Below are 15,359 nucleotides of genomic sequence, written 5' to 3'. Positions count from 1 at the left end.
CGGCCTCCCTTGTGCAGGCCGGCCGCCGACACTAGTCTGGGAATGGCGACCGAAATGGGGGGCGTCGCGGCCCGGTCTCGCGTGGAGAATGGCGGTATGTCCGGGGAGCGACGCGAACAGCCTGGTCAGGAGATCTCAATTAAGCGGCGTGGCCACGACCTGTTCATCGACGAGACGGCCCCATCAACGACGGGCCCGTCCAGGCCGTTCTCGGAGTTCCTTCGAGACACGCCCGCGAAGCCTCTTTCGGCGGGCGTCAAGGCGGCTCTCTGGGCCGTCTCGATCGTTGCGGCGATGCTCTTCGCCGCGGCGTTGTGGCGGCTGGTGAACCGTCCCACGCCGAAGCCGTCGGCGCCCCGGAAGGCCCGCACGAAGTCCACGACGCCGAAGAAGACCGACGCCGATCACTCTGCTCCACCCCCGATCGCCCGATTTTCGACCCTGACCGATCAGGAGATCCTATGATGACGCGCCGTTCCGTGACCCGCTCCTCCCGAGCCGCGACGCTTGGGCTGCTGCTGACCGCCGGACCGGCGTGGGGCCAGCAAGCGCCGGCCGTCGCGCCGACGGCGCCGGCGACGGCCAGAAGCGAGCGGGCTGAACTCAGCACCCCCGACAAGGGAACCGCCGAAGCCATCCTCGCCATCGACGCCGAGTATTCCCAGAAGTTCAAGGGGCTGGAAGTCGAACGCCTGGCGAAGCTGCAAGCCCTGGCCGCCGGACTCTCCCCCAAAGAGGCCGCCCCGGTCTACGAGCAACTCTTCCGCTCGGCGATCGCGTCCGACGTCTTCGCCGAGGTCGAACCGGCCGCCGACGCCGCCATCCGCGCCCAACTCCCTTCGCCGACCGTCAGGGTGCTGGCCCACCTCGTCAAGCTGATCGCCGAGAGCGACCGCGGCGACTTCGAGCAGTCGCTGAAGGATCTGTCGACCCTGATGGCGAAGAAGGCCGAGGCGCACGCCGAAGGCACCCTCTCCACGGCCGAGGTGCTGGGACTGGCCGACGCCTATTATCAGCGCCTGGTTCATGCCGGCCGCTACGACGTCGCGACCCGGGCGTTCCAACTTCTCGCGACCCAGGCGGAACACCCTGAGGTCAAGGGCTATCTCGCCTCGCGACTGAACCGGCTGAATCTGATCGGCAAGCCGGCGCCAGCGATCCAGGGAACCGACATCGACGGCCGGTCCTTCGACCTGGCCGCCCTCCGCGGCAAGGTGGTGCTCGTGGTCTTCGGGGCCACCTGGAGCCTCCCCAGCGCCGCCGAGGTCGCCTGGCTCCAGCAGACGTTCGACGCCGATCACGGCCTGGGCTTCGAGATCGTCGGCGTCAACCTGGACCCGCTCCAGGACGAGAAGGCGAGCGTCGAGAGCTTTATCCCGAACGTCCGCCGCTTCGCCCTGGACTACAACCTCCGCTGGCCGATCCTGATGAACCGCCCCGGCGCCGGCGACATCGCCCGCGCCTACGGCGTCACCGAGATCCCCGCCAGCGTCCTCATCGACCGCGAAGGGAAGATCGTCGGCCTGGACCTCGTCCGCAAGAACCTGGAACCCACCGTCTCGAAGCTGGTCAAGCCCTGAGGCTGAATCGCGAAGAGCCGTAAATGAAACGGGCGGCCCTTCGTTCAACGAAGGCCGCCCGTTTTCATGCGCTTCCGTGACAGGTCCATTACCGAACGGCCCTGGTCGGCCGGTTTGATCGGGCTGGAGCCGTTGAGCCGTTGGCGGCTCTCCGGCGTCGAGGGCTCAGGAGCCCAGCCGCCGGGCCGGGCGAAGAGCAGAGTTGGCGGTCAGGAAGACCACGCCTCCGACGATTCCTAGCAACATATCCAGGAGCGTGTCTTCGAGATCGACCTGAGCGTGCGTCCCGAAGACCTGGTCACTGATGTATTCCGCGAACTCCCAGAAGACCGTGGTCGTCGCGACCAGTGCGAAGACCAGGATCACATGGGTCACGCGATGGAACGGACCGAGAAGTCCGACGGCCGAGGCGTTGATGGAGGCTCGGTGGTAGAAATAGCAGATGACGACGCCGCCGAGGAAATGCATCGGGATGTCGAGCGACGGCCAGCGCTGGTAGGCGTGAAAGCCGAGGGACGCGACGGCGTGGGCGAGGAAAACCAGCGACGGCGCCCAAGCGGCGTCCCTGGTGGTCATCACGATCCAATCGAGCAGCTTCGACTTCAACACGCCGCCCCGCACTTCGCCAACCAACCGGGGATCAATTCAGCCAAACCAGCCCCAGCCCGTCTTCAATGGGGCGGAGGAACCGTCGCCGAGCCGATGGCGTTGTAAAGGCTCATCAGAAACTCGTGGAAGGTCTGGGCGATCATCGGGGTGGATGAGGCTCGAACTTCCTGAAGGGCCGGACGGCCGTAGTCCAGAAGCTTCTGGCGAGCCTCTGCGGCCAGAGCGATGGGGGCCCAGCCCTGGGCGTCGACCTCGCGGCGGACCGCGGCCGCAGCCTGGTCGGAGACGTCTCGTTTAGCCTTCAGGTCGCCGTTGGTCGGCGCCTCGGCCGGCCAGACGAGGCGGCCCGAAGCGTCGAAGAAGCTGGCGACGGGCTGAGCCGGCTTCGCGGGGGGCGGAGGCGGGGGAGCCGTCGTTGCGGAGGAGCCATGTGCGGCGACCTCGCCCGGGGACCGCGCGGCCTGGGCCGCGGCGATTTCCGCGGCGCGACGGCTGCCGTAGGAAAAGCCGCGCGCGTCCTGGGTCGGCGTGAAGCCGGGGTCGCGCAAGCGGTTGATGTACGAGTTGGGGTTGTTGGCGTAGACGTTGTTCGACGGGGGCCGGCCGGCCCGGGCTGCGTTCTGGAGGGCCCAGTCGTTGACGAAATTCGTGGGGGTGGGAACCCAGGGCATGGCGAACCCGCCCCAGCCGAATCCCTGGGCCCGAACGGGCGACTCCCCGGCGAGGGCGGCCAGACAGATGACGAGGGCCGGCGCAACGTGTCGCGTCTTCATGATGTCGTCGGGTCACCCGGTTGCGGATTGGGATCAGCCGTCGGCGACGGCGTCGCGGGATTCATTCTAAGTGTAGGCCGTATGTCGCGGGAAGGGGAACGCGACCACGGCGCGCGAGCCCGCCCCCCGACCTTCGGGGGGCTCCCGAGAGTCGGGGGGCGGGCTCGGCGGGCCGGATCGGGTCGGCCCCGTCGGCGGTGACGGGGCCGCGGATCGCGGCTGGATCGAGTCGAGTTCGAGCCCGAACGGCCGGTCAGGTGCCGAATTCGGGGCGGCGGAGCGAGAGCTGAGACTGAAGCCGCTGGATGATCGAAGAGTGCATCTGGGAGACCCGCGATTCGCTCAGGTCGAGCGTCGCGCCGATCTCCTTCATGGTCAATTCTTCATAATAATAGAGAATGATGATCAGACGCTCGTTGCGGTTGAGCCCCTTCGTCACCATGCGCATCAGGTCCTTGCGCTGGAGGCGACGCGTGGGGTCCTCGCCCTTCTTGTCCTCGAGAATGTCGATCTCGCGGACGTCCTTGTAGCTGTCGGTCTCATACCACTTCTTATTGAGGCTGATGAGGCCGACGGCGTTGGCGTCGTTGGCCATCTTCTCGTATTCTTCCATCGGCAGGCCGAGTCGCTCGGCCAGCTCGACGTCGGTGGGGGGCCGGCCGTGGCGGGCCTCCAGCTCCTTGCGGGCCTCCTCCATCTTGGTGGCCTTGGACCGCACCAGCCGGGGGACCCAGTCCATCGTGCGCAGCTCGTCGAGCATGGCGCCGCGGATGCGGGGTACGCAGTAGGTCTCGAACTTGACGCCGCGAGTCAAGTCGAAGGCGTCGATCGCATCCATCAGGCCGAAGACCCCTGCCGAGATCAGGTCGTCAAGATCGACCCCCTCGGGGAGGCGCTGCCAGATGCGTTCGGCGTTGTACTTGACCAGAGCCAAGTAACGCTCGACCAACTGGTTCCGCAGCTCCGTGGTGGGGTGCTCCTTGAACTCCCGCCAGAGTTCGGTCACATCCACATCCACCTTGGTTGACATCCTGACCTCCGTGTCGGCTGCTGCGAGGGGACGCACATCCCTGTGCGGCCTCAGGGAGCGGGCGACGGCCCGCCCGCCCTCCTTCGATCGGGGCGAATCTCCTCCCGCCGAGTCGGCCCCCGTTAGAGGACCTGTCGGCCGAGTCGGCGATTCCGCCCCCCGCCCCTCACCATTCAGGGAACTCGATCCTCAGTATTCATCGGACGACCCGCCCATTCGTCTTGAGCCTCATCGTCCGAAGAACCCGAACAACCCGCCCGCCATTCTCAACCGTCGTCCGCCGTCCCTGGCTGGACGCGGTCCCGGGGGCGTCAGCCCGGATTCCGCGTTTCGTCGCGTCTGCTTCCGCGTGATTCTCCGCCTCCGAACGCCGAAGTCGGCCTCCGCGACGGCTCGTCCTCCACCCGCCGACGCCGAGGAGGGCCGGTGGTGAGCCTTTCCCAATCGCGGCGTGCTTGGACCAGTCGTCTGAGGCTCTCGGCCTGGTCGTCCATGGAACGCCTCCGGGGGATCTCGTCGACGCGAATCGGTTTCGGTTTCGGCTTCACGCTCATGCGACCGCCTCCTCGCCGAGGATCAACCGAGCGAGGCGGCCCCGCGAGGCGGCCTCGACGTCGTCGGGCACGGCCTGCCCCGTCGTCAGATGGGAGACGGGGAGGTCGGCTCGGCCGAGGACGGCCAGCAAGGGCCCAAGAGTCTCGGCTTCGTCGAGCTTGGTCAAGATCAAGCGGTCAGGATGCGCGGGGGCGAACAGTTCGGCCGACGCGCCAAGGCCCCGCGCGGACGTGGTCGCGGACAGGACCAGATGGACCTCGTCAGGCCGCAATCGAGCCAGAAGATCGCCCAGTTCGCCGATGCGCTCACGGTCGCGAGGGCCTCGTCCGGCCGTGTCGACCAGAACGACGTCCGCAGCGTCGAGACCGTCGAGAGCCCCACGGGCCGACTCAGGGTCGTCGGCCGCGGCGATCGGCACGTCGAGGATCTCGGCGTAGGTTTTGAGCTGTTCCACGGCGGCGATGCGGTAAGCGTCGACGGTGAGCAGGCCGACGCGTGCCCCTTGCTGAAGCCTCAGAGTCGCAGCCAGCTTGGCGATCGTCGTCGTCTTCCCCACACCCGTCGGCCCGACGAGCGCCACGACCCGCCGCGTGCCGCTGACCGGGCGGACCGGCGGGGCGATCGAGAGGGCGTCTTCCAGGGCCTGCCTGACGGCGACGACGCCTGTCGAGGGGATCGTGGATTCCTCAGCATCGCCGCCGCGGGCCGCCTCGCGAACGAGGGCTCGCGCCTGGGGCTCGGGAGCGTCGAGATCGAGGAGACGAGCGTAGGCGGTCGCCAGGCCAGAGGGGAGTTCGGGCGTCCATTGCTCGACCGCCCCCCGGCGGCTCACCGCGCCGACCATCATGTGGAGCTTTCCGAGATCGCCGCCAAGTCCGCGAGGGGGTCGCGAGTCGGCCGGCGTCGCGAGCCACTCCGATCGCGGCGGCGAGGCGTCGACCTCCACCGACTGGTCAGGGCCCAGCCCGAACAGCCGACGGCGGCGGACCTCTCGCGCGGCGAGAATCACGGCATCGCCCCCGAGGTCGCGGCGCACCCGCGTCAGGGCCTCGCGCATCGTCCGACCTCGATAGGTCCGCACCTTCGCGGCGCCTGCGACCACGGCCCGTCCTGCGGGCCCCGCGGCGCTCATGCGAACGCCTCGGTAGTGGCGAACGAGATCGGATCCTGGCCGGTCGCGTCTGCTTCATCCTCTTCGATCGGATCCTCGACGATCGTCCCGAGAACTTCGACGGGCGTATCGCGGGGAATCTCGCGCTGGCTGAGGACGACGAGCCGGGGCAAATCGGCGCGGGTCAGGTCCTTGAGCACGGCTCGAGCGGAGGCCGTCGTCAGCACGATCGGCGGCAGGCCGGCGTCGACCAGGGCCGCGACTCCTTGAGCCACGGCGCGAAGGATGTTGCGGACCGTCTCGTCCCCCAGCGCTTCCGAGGGATGGGCCTCCGACTGCGCGGCGACCGCCGCTAGCCTGGCGTTGAGATCCTGGGCCAGCGTCACGACCCGCAGCCGGCCGTCTTCCGAGCGGTGGCTCTCGGTGATCTGACGCGCGAGGCTCTGGCGGGCCAGTTCCGTGAGCGACTCCACGTCCTTGGTCTTCCCCGCGTGAACGGCCATCGTCTCCAGGATCGTTTCCAGGTCGCGAACGCTCACCTGCTCTCGCAGGAGGTTCTGCAACAGCCGCTGCAACTCGCCGGGCCGCATCAGGCCGGGGACGACCTCGTTGGCGAGCGTCGGAGACGTGCTTCGAACGCGATCCAGCAGACGGTCGACCTGTTCGCGGGTCAGCAACTCATCCGCGTGGTTGCGGACGATCTCGCCGAAGTGGGAGGCGACGTAGGCGGCGGCGTCCAGGATCTTGCACCCGGCCAGTTCGGCGACCTCGCGGCCTTCGGCGTGGATCCAGACCGCGGCGCGACCGGTGGCAGGCTCGACGGCCTCGCGTCCCTCGGGACGCTCAGCCAGCCCCGCCGGCGGGACGGCCAGCAGCCGGCCCGCGTAAGCCGAACCTCCGCCGACGACCGTGCCGCGAATCTTCACCCGATACTCGTGGGCCGAGAGGCCGATCTCGTCGTGAATCCGAACCTGCGGGACGATCAGGCCAAGCTCCCGGGCCACGTCTTGCCGAACGGTCCGCAGTCGCTCCAGCAGGTTGCCGCCGCGAGTGGAGTCGGCCAGGCTGATCAGCCGGTAGCCGATCTCCAACTCCAACAGGTCCACGTGCAACAGGTTCTGCATGTCGTCCGAGGCCGGGTCGCTCGCGGGACGGGCCGGTTCAGGCGATCTCGCAGCGGCCGGACGGACGTGGGGCTCGGCTTCGGCTCGGGCTGCGTCGGTCCGTGTGTTAGGCCGGGTCTGAGGCTCAGCCTCGCGTTCTTCGTCGGTCTCCTCGACCGGTTGCCCGCTCAGTCGGTAGGCCCGCCAGCCCAGGACGCCAGCGAGCGTCAGCAGCGGGAGCTTCGGCAGCGGGGTGAGGGCCAGCAGGGCGAGGAACGCCGAGGAGACGCCCAGGACGCTGGGGTTTCGGGTGAGCTGGCCGACGACGTCGCGGCCGAGGTCGCTGGCCGAGGACGATCGGGTGACGATCAGGCCCGCCGCCAGCGAGATCAGGAACGCCGGAACCTGGCTGACCAGACCGTCGCCGATCGTCAGTCGGGTGAAGACGTCGATCGCTTCCGTCGGTGCCATCCCGTGCTGGACGACGCCGATGAACAGGCCGCCGGCGATGTTCACCAGCAGGATCACCACGCCCGCGACGGCGTCGCCCCGGACGAACTTGCCGGCGCCGTCCATCGCCCCGAAGAAGTCCGCCTGGCGATAGACCTCGTCACGCCGGGCGTGGGCCTGATGCTGGTCGATGATCCCGGCGTGCAGGTCGGCGTCGATGGCCATCTGCCGCCCAGGCAGGCCGTCGAGCATGAACCGCGCGGCGACCTCGCTGATGCGCGTGGCGCCCTTCGTGATCACGACGAACTGGATGACGACGAGGATCGAGAAGAGGATCACGCCCACCAGCACCTGGTCGCCGGCGACGAACTGGCCGAACGCCCGGACCACCGTGCCGGCCGCATCCAGGCCCATCACTCCGCCGTGGGTGAGGATTCGCCGGGTGGTGGCGACGTTCAGGACGAGCCGCGTCAGCGTGGTCGTCAGCAGGATCGTCGGGAACGCGCTGAATTCCTGGGGAGTCCGGATCGCCAGCGTGGTCAGCAGGACGAGCACCGCAAGCGTGAGGTTCGCTGAAAGGAGAAGGTCGAGCACCTCGGCCGAGATGGGTACGACGAAGACCAGCACCGCGCCGACGATCGTCAGCGGCAGCACCAGGCTCGAAGCATTCCGCCAGAAGGCGTTGCTACCGGACGTCGAGGGGGGCATCCATTCCTCTCCAAAAGGCCGAACGATCGAGCGCGACCCAACGCGCGAAGCGTCGCCGCAATCTCAACGAACCCACTCAGGATGCCTGGACCTGCGCGCCGGAACCGGCCCGCGTGATGTGTGCAGGGACCATACTTCCGACGCCCGGAAGTGTCCAGGGCGAATGGACTGCTTGACCTGCTTTTCTACGCCGGATCAGGCGGTCTGCCAGAGGGCGCGAATCTGGGCGATCAGCAGCGGATCGGCGATCGCCCCGCGCGACGATGCGGCCGGCCTCGAAACGATCAGCCGAGCGAGCGACGGAGCCTCGCGCGTCGGCAGATTCGCCCGCGCGATCGCGGCTCTCAGCGGCGCGGCCGACTTCCCTCGCGCCGCGGTCCGGACGAATACCTTGCGCGGCGGCGGTCCGCCGGCGAGGACCACGATTAGTCCCCCGTCGCCCGTCAGCACGAGAGTCGCCCCTTCGAGGAGTTCGGAAGCCCCCTCGCGCCAGGACTTCGCCAGCCTCCGTCGCGAGGCTCGGGTCCGGGGATCCCCCTCGATGGTCCGCTGGTCCTCTCGATGTTCCTCGGGCGTCGTCCGCAGCATGGCCTCGAACCGCGAGGAGCGAAGCCCATAGTCCACGATCCCGACCGCGAGCATCGCCGCCGCCAGCGTCCAGGCCGGAGCCAGCAAGGCGCCGAGACCGCCGCGAACCGCGTCAGGAAAGTCCAGGAAACTCAGGCTTTCAAGCACATCCCAACGCGAACGCACGCCCCAGATCATCACGCCGGCCAGGATGACCGCCTTGGCCGCAGACCAGACGCAACGCTCGACCTTCGCTCCCAATCCCCCGCCCCGCCCGGGCCTCCAAAGCCGCGAAACGTCCGGGGCGATCAGCCCCGGCGCGAACAGGCCGAGGGTCTGAAACTGATGCGCCGCGAACGCGCCCACGGCGAAACCCGAGACCACCGCCCCCACCGGCATCGCAACGCCCCACATCGCCGTTCGAACCAGCCTCGCCAGATCGACCGCGTTATTGAGACGAGCGGCGGGGCTCGCGAACGGCGACTGGACAACCTCGACGAGCGAGCCGACAAGGCTCGTTTGAAAAGCAGCCAGCATCGCCACAGCGACGAGCCAACCGACGGCCGCCGTCAGCTCTGGGCTGTGCGCCGCTTGCCCCTGCTCGCGAGCCATTTGGCGGCGACGCGGCGACGCGGCTTGGGTGCGGTCCTCAGACATCACTCCTCCCCGCTCAGAATCCGCCGGTCGCCCAGGCCGACCAGCCGCCTTCCAGACAGGCAGTCAAGGCGGCCAAGCTCGCCATAATAAGAAGAACGCCGAGGGTCGCGCGAATGGGGAGCGACAGGGCCATCAGAGGGACGCTTGGGGCCAGTCGGCCGAGCCATCCGAGCGCCACGCCGGCCGTCGCCAGGGCGATCGCCGGCGGCGCCGCGGCGCGAACGGCCAGTTGAAGCGCCTCGGCCGCGCGTCCGAACAACTGCTGGATCACGCTCCGCTCGAAGACGAGCGAGCCGGCGGGGATCGCCTCAAAGCTCCGGAGCAGACTGTCGAGCACCACGAGCGGGCCGTTCATCGCTAGGAAGACGGCGATCGCGATCAGGCCGTAAAGGTGGCCGAGGGCCGAGGTTTCCTCTCCCGTCTCAGGGTCGAAGAGCGAGGCTGTCGTCAGGCCGGCCTGGGCCGCAACCAGTTCGCCGGCCTGCCGAGCGCCGGCCACCACCAGCGACGCCGACAGCCCCAGCAACGCCCCCACGAGCGCCTCGCCGACGATCAGACCGCCGAAGCCGTAGGGTGAGGAGGGCGTCCCAATCGCAGTCGCGGCGAGCGGAGCCGTCCAGACGCCGAGCGCCAGCGCCGTCACGATACGATACCGCCAGTCGAGCCCGGGGGCGGCCAGGGTCGGAGCCGTGAAGCAGACGCCGGCCGTCCGTGCGCCCGCCAGGACGCAGGCCGTCGCCGTCGCCCACGACCAGCCCAGCTCGATCGGGATGTCGCCCATCAAGGCCCGCCTTCGCAACAGGATCAGAGCATGTCGGGGATGGAGCCGATGAGATCGACCGTGAACTCGATCCAACGGGCCGCCAGCCAGGGCAGCAGGACGAGAGTGGCGACGACCACGGCCACCAACCGCGGCACCAGGCCGACGACCGGCTCGTTAAGCTGGGTCATGGTTTGAAGAACGTTCACCGCCAGCCCCACCACCAGCGCCGCGGCCAGGATCGGCCCGCCCAGCATCAGGGCCAGCCGGAGAGCCTCGCGGGTCCAGTCGATCGTCACGTTGAGGTCCACGCGCGGGCTCCTTCCTTCTAGGCCGAAAGGCTGGCGAGCAGCATGTCGGCCACCAGCAGCCAGCCGTCGGCCAGGACGAAGACGATCAACTTGGCGGGCGTCGAAACCAGCGTCGGCGGCAGCATGAACAGCCCCATCGCCGCCAGCACGGCTGAGACCACCAGGTCGATCACCAGGAACGGCAGGTAGAGCATGAAGCCGATCTTCAGGGCCGTCGTCAGCTCGCTGAGGATGTACGCCGGCGCGACGACTCCGATCGGGAAGTCCTCCGCCGCGTCGGGCTTCGAACCGAAGGACGCGCCGGGATGCGCCCGGTCGTAGAGCGTCGTCAGGTATTCCTGATGGTTGGTCAGGACGATCTGATCGACCATGAACGTCTTGATCGGTTCCGACCCGGTCCGCCAGGCTTCGGCGACGCCTACGCGACCGGCCTGGTAGGGCTCGATCGCCTCGACGTAGACCTTCTCGGCGACGGGCCGCATTACCAGGGCGGCAAGCAAGAGCGAGAGCGCCGTGAGCACCTGGTTCCCCGGCACCTGCGGACTCCCCAGCGCCTGTCGCAGCAGGATCAGCACGATGTTGATCCGCACGAACGGCGTGATCGTCAGCAGCGCCACCGGGATGAGCGAGGCCGCGCCGAACATCAAGACCTGCTGAACCGTCCGCGACGCGTCGGCCGCCATGGTCGGCGTCGCAGCCTTCTCGGGCGTCGGCGAGGGCTCGGGGACCTCGACAGGCGTGTTGACCTGGGTGACCGCCGCTTTGCGCTGAGGACCGGGCTGCGCCTGCGTCTGGGCGAGGCATGGCGATGCGAGCGTCAGGAGCAGTATCACGGCGAACCATCGCGCGGCGTTTCGGCCGTTCATGATTCGTCTCCGATCCTCACGTCAAAGCGTGGCTGGGTGTGGACCGGGCGATGAGGCGTGGAGACCTTGGCTGGCTCGACGACGGGTTCATCGTCGGCGTCAAGCTCGCCGACGAGCGAGGGCGCCCCCTGGGGGCCGACGCCGATCAGAAGCGTCCGACCGCCGGCTTTCACGGCGAAGACCGCGTGTTTCGGGGGGAGTGCGACCCGGCCGACGACCTGAAGGCGAACCGTCGGCCCACTCTCGGTCCGATGCTTCGCGGCCATGCAGATCGCACCAGCGCCGCCGAGCGCCAGGATCATGACGGCCGTCCCCAGCCACCAGGCCTGCGAGGTCGGCGCGAGCGTTGAACGCGACTTCCGGGAGGCGAGCGTCTCCCGCGACGACTTTACCGTTTCGGGCGCGGGGGCTTCCTGGGCTGGTACGGCCGGGGCCGTCGCCAGCAGCAGGGCGAGAGACAGCAGCAGGAGTTTGGTTCGGGCCATACGACGTCCCCTCATCCGTGGCGAAGCGTGGAGTCCTTCCGGGGCGTTCAGACCAGCACTTCTTCCCGGCCGCTGGGATCGGGCAGGTCGATCGCGCCCTGGTCGGAGAGGATCCGGAGCAACTCCGCGACCTCCACCTGCGCGACTTCCGTGTCCGAGAGCCGGAACGGCCCAAGGTTCTCCAGATGACGCTGGAGCACCAGGGCGGCCGACGTGTTCAGCGCGCCAAGCACCTTGGCCCGCAGCGGCGGAGCCGAGCCGGCCAGGGCCAACGCCCAGGCCTCGGCGTCCTCGGGGCGAAACGCGGCTCGGAGCTGGCGGTCGTCCATGCGAAGGACGTCCTCGAAAACGAAGCAGAGCCGTCGCAGGCCGAGCGCCAGGAACTCCTCCAGAACCACGGCCTGTTCGGCCGGGTCGACGCGGTCCATCCGGGCGATCTCCCAGGTGACGGCCTCGACCGCGGCGTGATCCAGGTGGGCGAGCATCTGCGAGGAAAGCGACTGCTCCAGGCTCACCAGTACGATCGCCGCCTTGCGCAGGGGCGGGATGGCGGTGATCGACGGCGGATCGATGATCGGCGGCGCGGCCTCGGGCGCGTTCGCCGTGGGCGAGGTCACGCGCGGAGGGTCGCCCATGTCGCGAGCGCGTTGCGTCGGTCGAGCGGACGGGGCCGTCGGATTCATGACCTCCCCCCTCCCTGGGTCGTCCATCGGTTGAGGACGCTGAATGCGGTTTCCGGATTGCGTCGGACGAATTCAAGGACCCGCTCCGTCGGAGCCGGCGTTCCGGGCGTTCCACGGTGGTAGCGCAGATCGCCGCTCCGCGAGGAGGAACTCCGCCGCGAGGGCTGCAAGCCGCCGAGGATCCAGGTGCCGATCGCCACAATGGCCGCCGCGGCCGCCCCCGCACCACCTGCCAACGCCCACTCGCGGGCCGCTCGCCGAGATGACGAGACGGCGACGGATGGAGCGGTATCGACGGGCATCTCGTCGGGCAAGACGTCGACCTTCGGCGGAGCCCACTCGATCCCGTCGTCGTCGGACGCCGCGAGCCGGACCGCGTTGAGGACCAGCCCCTCCGTCCGGTTCATCAGGGCGACGTGGTCCTCGTGGGACGCAGCGCCTCCCTCGGGCTTGCGGGTGGCGTTGTAGTAGTAGCTCCGCGGGACGAGCACCCAGACCTCGCCGTGACGCTTCGCCGGCGTGGGGAGAGCAGGAACGACGACCTCCGGCGCGGGTGCAGGCTCTTCGTCGGTCTCGATCTCCATCGCCCGGTTGAGGCCGACGGACATCCCCGCGTGAGTCGTCGCCGGTTCGTACTTCGGTGACGATGTCTGGACGGTCGGCGCGGGCGTCGTGGCCGGAGGAGGGTCGTGGATCGTGACCGTGACGCGGACGTCCTTGATCCAGTCCAGTTGGTCGCGGATCCGCCGGCTGATCTCGTCCTCGTGGGCCCGGTTGTTGGTCAGGGCGGTCAGTTCGGGATTGCCGGCGTCCAGGTAGCGACGCCCCGCGCCGTCCATGACCGTGATCGATTCCCGCTGAAGGCCGGGCTCGTTGCCGATGAGGATGGAAACGATCGAGTCGACGGTGGGGAGTGGCACGTCACGCCCCCCCTCGGTTTGGATGCTGACGAAGGCCGTCGACTTCACAGTCGGACGAATCCCCCCGCGCTGTTGACTGCGATTGATCCTAACCAGCGAGCTCTCAACGCCGGGCAGATCGTCGATGAACGCCTCGCAAAGCTGGGCTCGTCCGCGTAGAAGCCGGTCTTCCTTCTCACTGGGGCTCTCAAAGAAGGAACTGGCCGGGGCGACGTCGCGCAGCTCCCGGGGCGAGCGCGGTCCCAGGTCGAGCTTGGCGACGAGCGCGGCGGCGGATTCGGCCTGTCGGCCGGCGACGCTCATGCGGCGGTCGTCAATCCGGTACTCGACTCCCTGAGATTGCAGGGCCCGCTCGATCTTGTGGAGGTCGTCGGGCCGGAAGACGCGGCCGGCGGCGAGGTAAACTCGATCAGCCGAGCCGACGGACCAGACGGCCAGACATCCGGCGACGGCCAGGCAGCCGGCCGTGACCGCGATCAATCCCAGCCGCGCTGGCGCGGATCGACCACCAGTCGCCTTGCGGGCGCGGTCGAACCAGTTGCGAAGGCGGGCCGGCGTTCGGCCGAGGGCGTCGATGCGGAAGGTCGCCATCCATCCTCCACGGATCGCCCCCGACGGCGGCGGACCGCGCGACGTGTTCACCCTTCCCTGGGCTCAAGACGCCGGGCGCAACGAGGGCGTCCGTGTTATCCACAATCCGACCGATCTGTCAATCGCGACGGAGCCCAGCCGTCAGCCGAACATGTGGGTCAACGGCGTTCCGTCGGCCAGGGGGAAGGGACGCCCCTCGGGGTCGCGGATCTGGCAAGCTGGGTCGAGGCCGAAACGCCAGAAGATGGTGGCGGCGAGGTCGGCGGGGGAAACGGGGTCAGAGGCCGGCTGCGCGGCGAAGCGGTCGCTGACGCCGTGCACCGCCCCGCCCCGGACGCCGCCCCCGGCCAGAACGGCCGTGTAGCAATCGGGCCAGTGGTCGCGACCGGCCGTTGAATTGATCCTCGGCGTCCGGCCGAACTCGCCGAGGGCGACAATCAGGGTGCTTTCCAGCAAGCCGCGGGCGTCCAGATCCTCGATCAGGGCGGAGAGGCCCCGGTCCATCGGCGGCAAGAGGTGGTCGCGGTGCTGCTCGAAGTTCTTCGCGTGCGAGTCCCAGTTCTGCCCCTGCTGCTGGAAGTCGGCGACGTTCACGAACGGGACGCCGGCCTCCACCAGTCGCCGCGCGACCAGCAGGTTCCACCCCCGCATATTGCGTGCGTACCCCAGCTCCGCGCCGGTGGTCCCGCCCTGAGCCCATTGCCCGTCCGGCACGCCGTAACGGGCGAGCGTCCGGGGGTCCTCGCGACCGATCTCCAACGCCCGAGCGACTTCCTCGCAGGCCAGGAGCCGGTACGCCTTCTCATAATGCCGGCGCATCTCGCGGGCCTGATTCGATGCGGCCTGGGCGTCGATCGCCTCCAGAAGGTCGCGACGGCGACGGCTCCTGTCCGGGCCGACGCCTTCCGCTCCGACCAGCAGGTCCGCACGGTAGGACTGTCCTGCGGGGTCGATCCCGATGCGAAACGGATCGAACGCCGGGCCGAGGAAGCCCGCCCCCTGGCAGGGCGTCTCGACGACGTTGTGGAAGGCGAATGGCAGGATCGCATGGGCGACCGGCAGATCGCGGTCCCGCATCATGTAGGAGACGGCCCCGCCCCAACTCGGGAAGCGCTGGGGGACCGCCGAGAACAGCTCGAAGTCCCCCTGAGGTGGCAGCCGGCCGGTGAAGGTGTGGATCGACGCCGGGTCGTGCAGCCGGTTCTCATGGTGCATCGTCCGGATCAGGGCGATCTTGTGCATCACCCGAGCCGTCATCGGCAGGTGCTCAGAGATCCGGGTGCCGGGGACGCTCGTCGCGATCGTCTTGAACTCGCCGCGGATCTCGGCCGGTGCGTCGGGCTTGGGGTCGAACGTGTCGAGCTGGCTCGGGCCGCCGTAGTAGAAGATCGCGATGCACGACCGGATCGGCGGCAGCGACGATCCGGCGGGACGCCCTTCGGCGCGGGCCCGCAGCAGGCCCGGCAGGTCGAGGCCGAGCCCCGACGCCAGCGCGGCGCTCAAAAGCCCCCGGCGCGTCGGGCCGCTGCAGGCGGATTGCGGACGAGGGCGAGTCATGGCAGCCTCCGGCCCGACCTGTTCAACGGACGTTGAACAAACC

At 68.9% G+C, this 15,359-nt stretch carries 15 protein-coding genes; 2 read left to right on the top strand and 13 right to left on the bottom strand.

What is annotated here, in order from left to right; translation table 11 throughout:
• Positions 1-96 precede the first annotated feature (96 nt).
• Positions 97-465: a hypothetical protein gene (locus tag G5C50_RS15105; protein WP_165070733.1), complete on the top strand. Its 369-nt coding sequence runs from the start codon at positions 97-99 to the stop codon at positions 463-465.
• Positions 465-1,580: a TlpA family protein disulfide reductase gene (locus G5C50_RS15100; protein ID WP_165070731.1), complete on the top strand. Its 1,116-nt coding sequence runs from the start codon at positions 465-467 to the stop codon at positions 1,578-1,580. The genes G5C50_RS15105 and G5C50_RS15100 overlap by 1 nt, the downstream gene beginning before the upstream one ends.
• A gap of 165 nt (positions 1,581-1,745) precedes the next feature.
• Here the strand turns inward: G5C50_RS15100 and G5C50_RS15095 are convergent, their stop codons facing one another.
• From G5C50_RS15095 to G5C50_RS15035, 13 genes are all read right to left on the bottom strand, one after another.
• Entirely contained in the window at positions 1,746-2,189 is a 444-nt protein-coding gene (locus G5C50_RS15095; protein WP_165070730.1) for a hypothetical protein, read from the bottom strand.
• A 62-nt stretch (positions 2,190-2,251) separates the two neighbouring features.
• Complete coding sequence (locus G5C50_RS15090) at positions 2,252-2,962, bottom strand: hypothetical protein (protein WP_165070728.1); 711 nt, start codon at positions 2,960-2,962, stop codon at positions 2,252-2,254.
• A gap of 253 nt (positions 2,963-3,215) precedes the next feature.
• Positions 3,216-3,992, bottom strand: a complete 777-nt coding sequence (locus tag G5C50_RS15085) for a FliA/WhiG family RNA polymerase sigma factor (RefSeq protein WP_165070727.1) — start codon at positions 3,990-3,992, stop codon at positions 3,216-3,218.
• 550 nt (positions 3,993-4,542) lie between these two features.
• Positions 4,543-5,679, bottom strand: a complete 1,137-nt coding sequence (locus G5C50_RS15080; protein WP_240907090.1) for a flagellar biosynthesis protein FlhF — start codon at positions 5,677-5,679, stop codon at positions 4,543-4,545.
• Positions 5,676-7,919, bottom strand: coding sequence for a flagellar biosynthesis protein FlhA (locus G5C50_RS15075; RefSeq protein WP_165070725.1), 2,244 nt, complete (start codon positions 7,917-7,919; stop codon positions 5,676-5,678). The genes G5C50_RS15080 and G5C50_RS15075 overlap by 4 nt, the downstream gene beginning before the upstream one ends.
• 195 nt (positions 7,920-8,114) lie before the next feature.
• Positions 8,115-9,143, bottom strand: a complete 1,029-nt coding sequence (locus G5C50_RS15070) for an EscU/YscU/HrcU family type III secretion system export apparatus switch protein (RefSeq protein WP_165070724.1) — start codon at positions 9,141-9,143, stop codon at positions 8,115-8,117.
• Between the two features lie 13 nt (positions 9,144-9,156).
• A complete protein-coding gene (locus G5C50_RS15065; protein ID WP_165070723.1) occupies positions 9,157-9,924 on the bottom strand; it encodes a flagellar biosynthetic protein FliR in 768 nt (255 codons plus the stop codon).
• 23 nt (positions 9,925-9,947) lie between these two features.
• Positions 9,948-10,214, bottom strand: a complete 267-nt coding sequence (locus tag G5C50_RS15060; protein WP_165070721.1) for a flagellar biosynthetic protein FliQ — start codon at positions 10,212-10,214, stop codon at positions 9,948-9,950.
• Positions 10,215-10,231: 17 nt separating this feature from the next.
• Positions 10,232-11,080 (bottom strand): flagellar type III secretion system pore protein FliP, encoded by an 849-nt coding sequence (locus tag G5C50_RS15055; RefSeq protein ID WP_165070719.1) that lies wholly within the window; start codon positions 11,078-11,080, stop codon positions 10,232-10,234.
• The gene (locus tag G5C50_RS15050) at positions 11,077-11,565 is read right to left on the bottom strand and encodes a flagellar biosynthetic protein FliO (RefSeq protein WP_165070718.1); all 489 of its coding nucleotides are present in this window, start codon (positions 11,563-11,565) and stop codon (positions 11,077-11,079) included. Before G5C50_RS15050 ends, G5C50_RS15055 begins: the two co-directional genes overlap by 4 nt.
• Positions 11,566-11,612: 47 nt before the next feature.
• Positions 11,613-12,248 carry a FliG C-terminal domain-containing protein gene (locus tag G5C50_RS15045; protein ID WP_240907089.1) on the bottom strand — a complete coding sequence of 212 codons (636 nt, stop codon included), beginning with the start codon at positions 12,246-12,248 and terminating at the stop codon, positions 11,613-11,615.
• Entirely contained in the window at positions 12,245-13,759 is a 1,515-nt protein-coding gene (locus G5C50_RS15040) for a hypothetical protein (RefSeq protein WP_165070716.1), read from the bottom strand. Before G5C50_RS15040 ends, G5C50_RS15045 begins: the two co-directional genes overlap by 4 nt.
• A gap of 141 nt (positions 13,760-13,900) precedes the next feature.
• Entirely contained in the window at positions 13,901-15,316 is a 1,416-nt protein-coding gene (locus tag G5C50_RS15035) for a DUF1501 domain-containing protein (protein ID WP_165070715.1), read from the bottom strand.
• Positions 15,317-15,359: the final 43 nt, after the last annotated feature.

This window comes from Paludisphaera rhizosphaerae (assembly GCF_011065895.1).
Classification (GTDB): domain Bacteria; phylum Planctomycetota; class Planctomycetia; order Isosphaerales; family Isosphaeraceae; genus Paludisphaera; species Paludisphaera rhizosphaerae.
Note: the sequence above shows the minus strand (reverse complement) of the source record. Positions and strands in the feature narration are given on the sequence as shown.

Bases quoted from the DNA above. Each gene is read 5' to 3' on its own strand.
- G5C50_RS15105 (WP_165070733.1), top strand. From the start codon at position 97: ATGTCCGGGGAGCGACGCGAACAGCCTGGTCAGGAGATCTCAATTAAG.
- G5C50_RS15100 (WP_165070731.1), top strand. From the start codon at position 465: ATGACGCGCCGTTCCGTGACCCGCTCCTCCCGAGCCGCGACGCTTGGG.
- G5C50_RS15090 (WP_165070728.1), bottom strand. From the start codon at position 2,962: ATGAAGACGCGACACGTTGCGCCGGCCCTCGTCATCTGTCTGGCCGCC.
- G5C50_RS15085 (WP_165070727.1), bottom strand. From the start codon at position 3,992: ATGTCAACCAAGGTGGATGTGGATGTGACCGAACTCTGGCGGGAGTTC.
- G5C50_RS15080 (WP_240907090.1), bottom strand. From the start codon at position 5,679: ATGAGCGCCGCGGGGCCCGCAGGACGGGCCGTGGTCGCAGGCGCCGCG.
- G5C50_RS15075 (WP_165070725.1), bottom strand. From the start codon at position 7,919: ATGCCCCCCTCGACGTCCGGTAGCAACGCCTTCTGGCGGAATGCTTCG.
- G5C50_RS15070 (WP_165070724.1), bottom strand. From the start codon at position 9,143: ATGTCTGAGGACCGCACCCAAGCCGCGTCGCCGCGTCGCCGCCAAATG.
- G5C50_RS15065 (WP_165070723.1), bottom strand. From the start codon at position 9,924: ATGGGCGACATCCCGATCGAGCTGGGCTGGTCGTGGGCGACGGCGACG.
- G5C50_RS15055 (WP_165070719.1), bottom strand. From the start codon at position 11,080: ATGAACGGCCGAAACGCCGCGCGATGGTTCGCCGTGATACTGCTCCTG.
- G5C50_RS15050 (WP_165070718.1), bottom strand. From the start codon at position 11,565: ATGGCCCGAACCAAACTCCTGCTGCTGTCTCTCGCCCTGCTGCTGGCG.
- G5C50_RS15045 (WP_240907089.1), bottom strand. From the start codon at position 12,248: ATGAATCCGACGGCCCCGTCCGCTCGACCGACGCAACGCGCTCGCGAC.
- G5C50_RS15040 (WP_165070716.1), bottom strand. From the start codon at position 13,759: ATGGCGACCTTCCGCATCGACGCCCTCGGCCGAACGCCGGCCCGCCTT.
- G5C50_RS15035 (WP_165070715.1), bottom strand. From the start codon at position 15,316: ATGACTCGCCCTCGTCCGCAATCCGCCTGCAGCGGCCCGACGCGCCGG.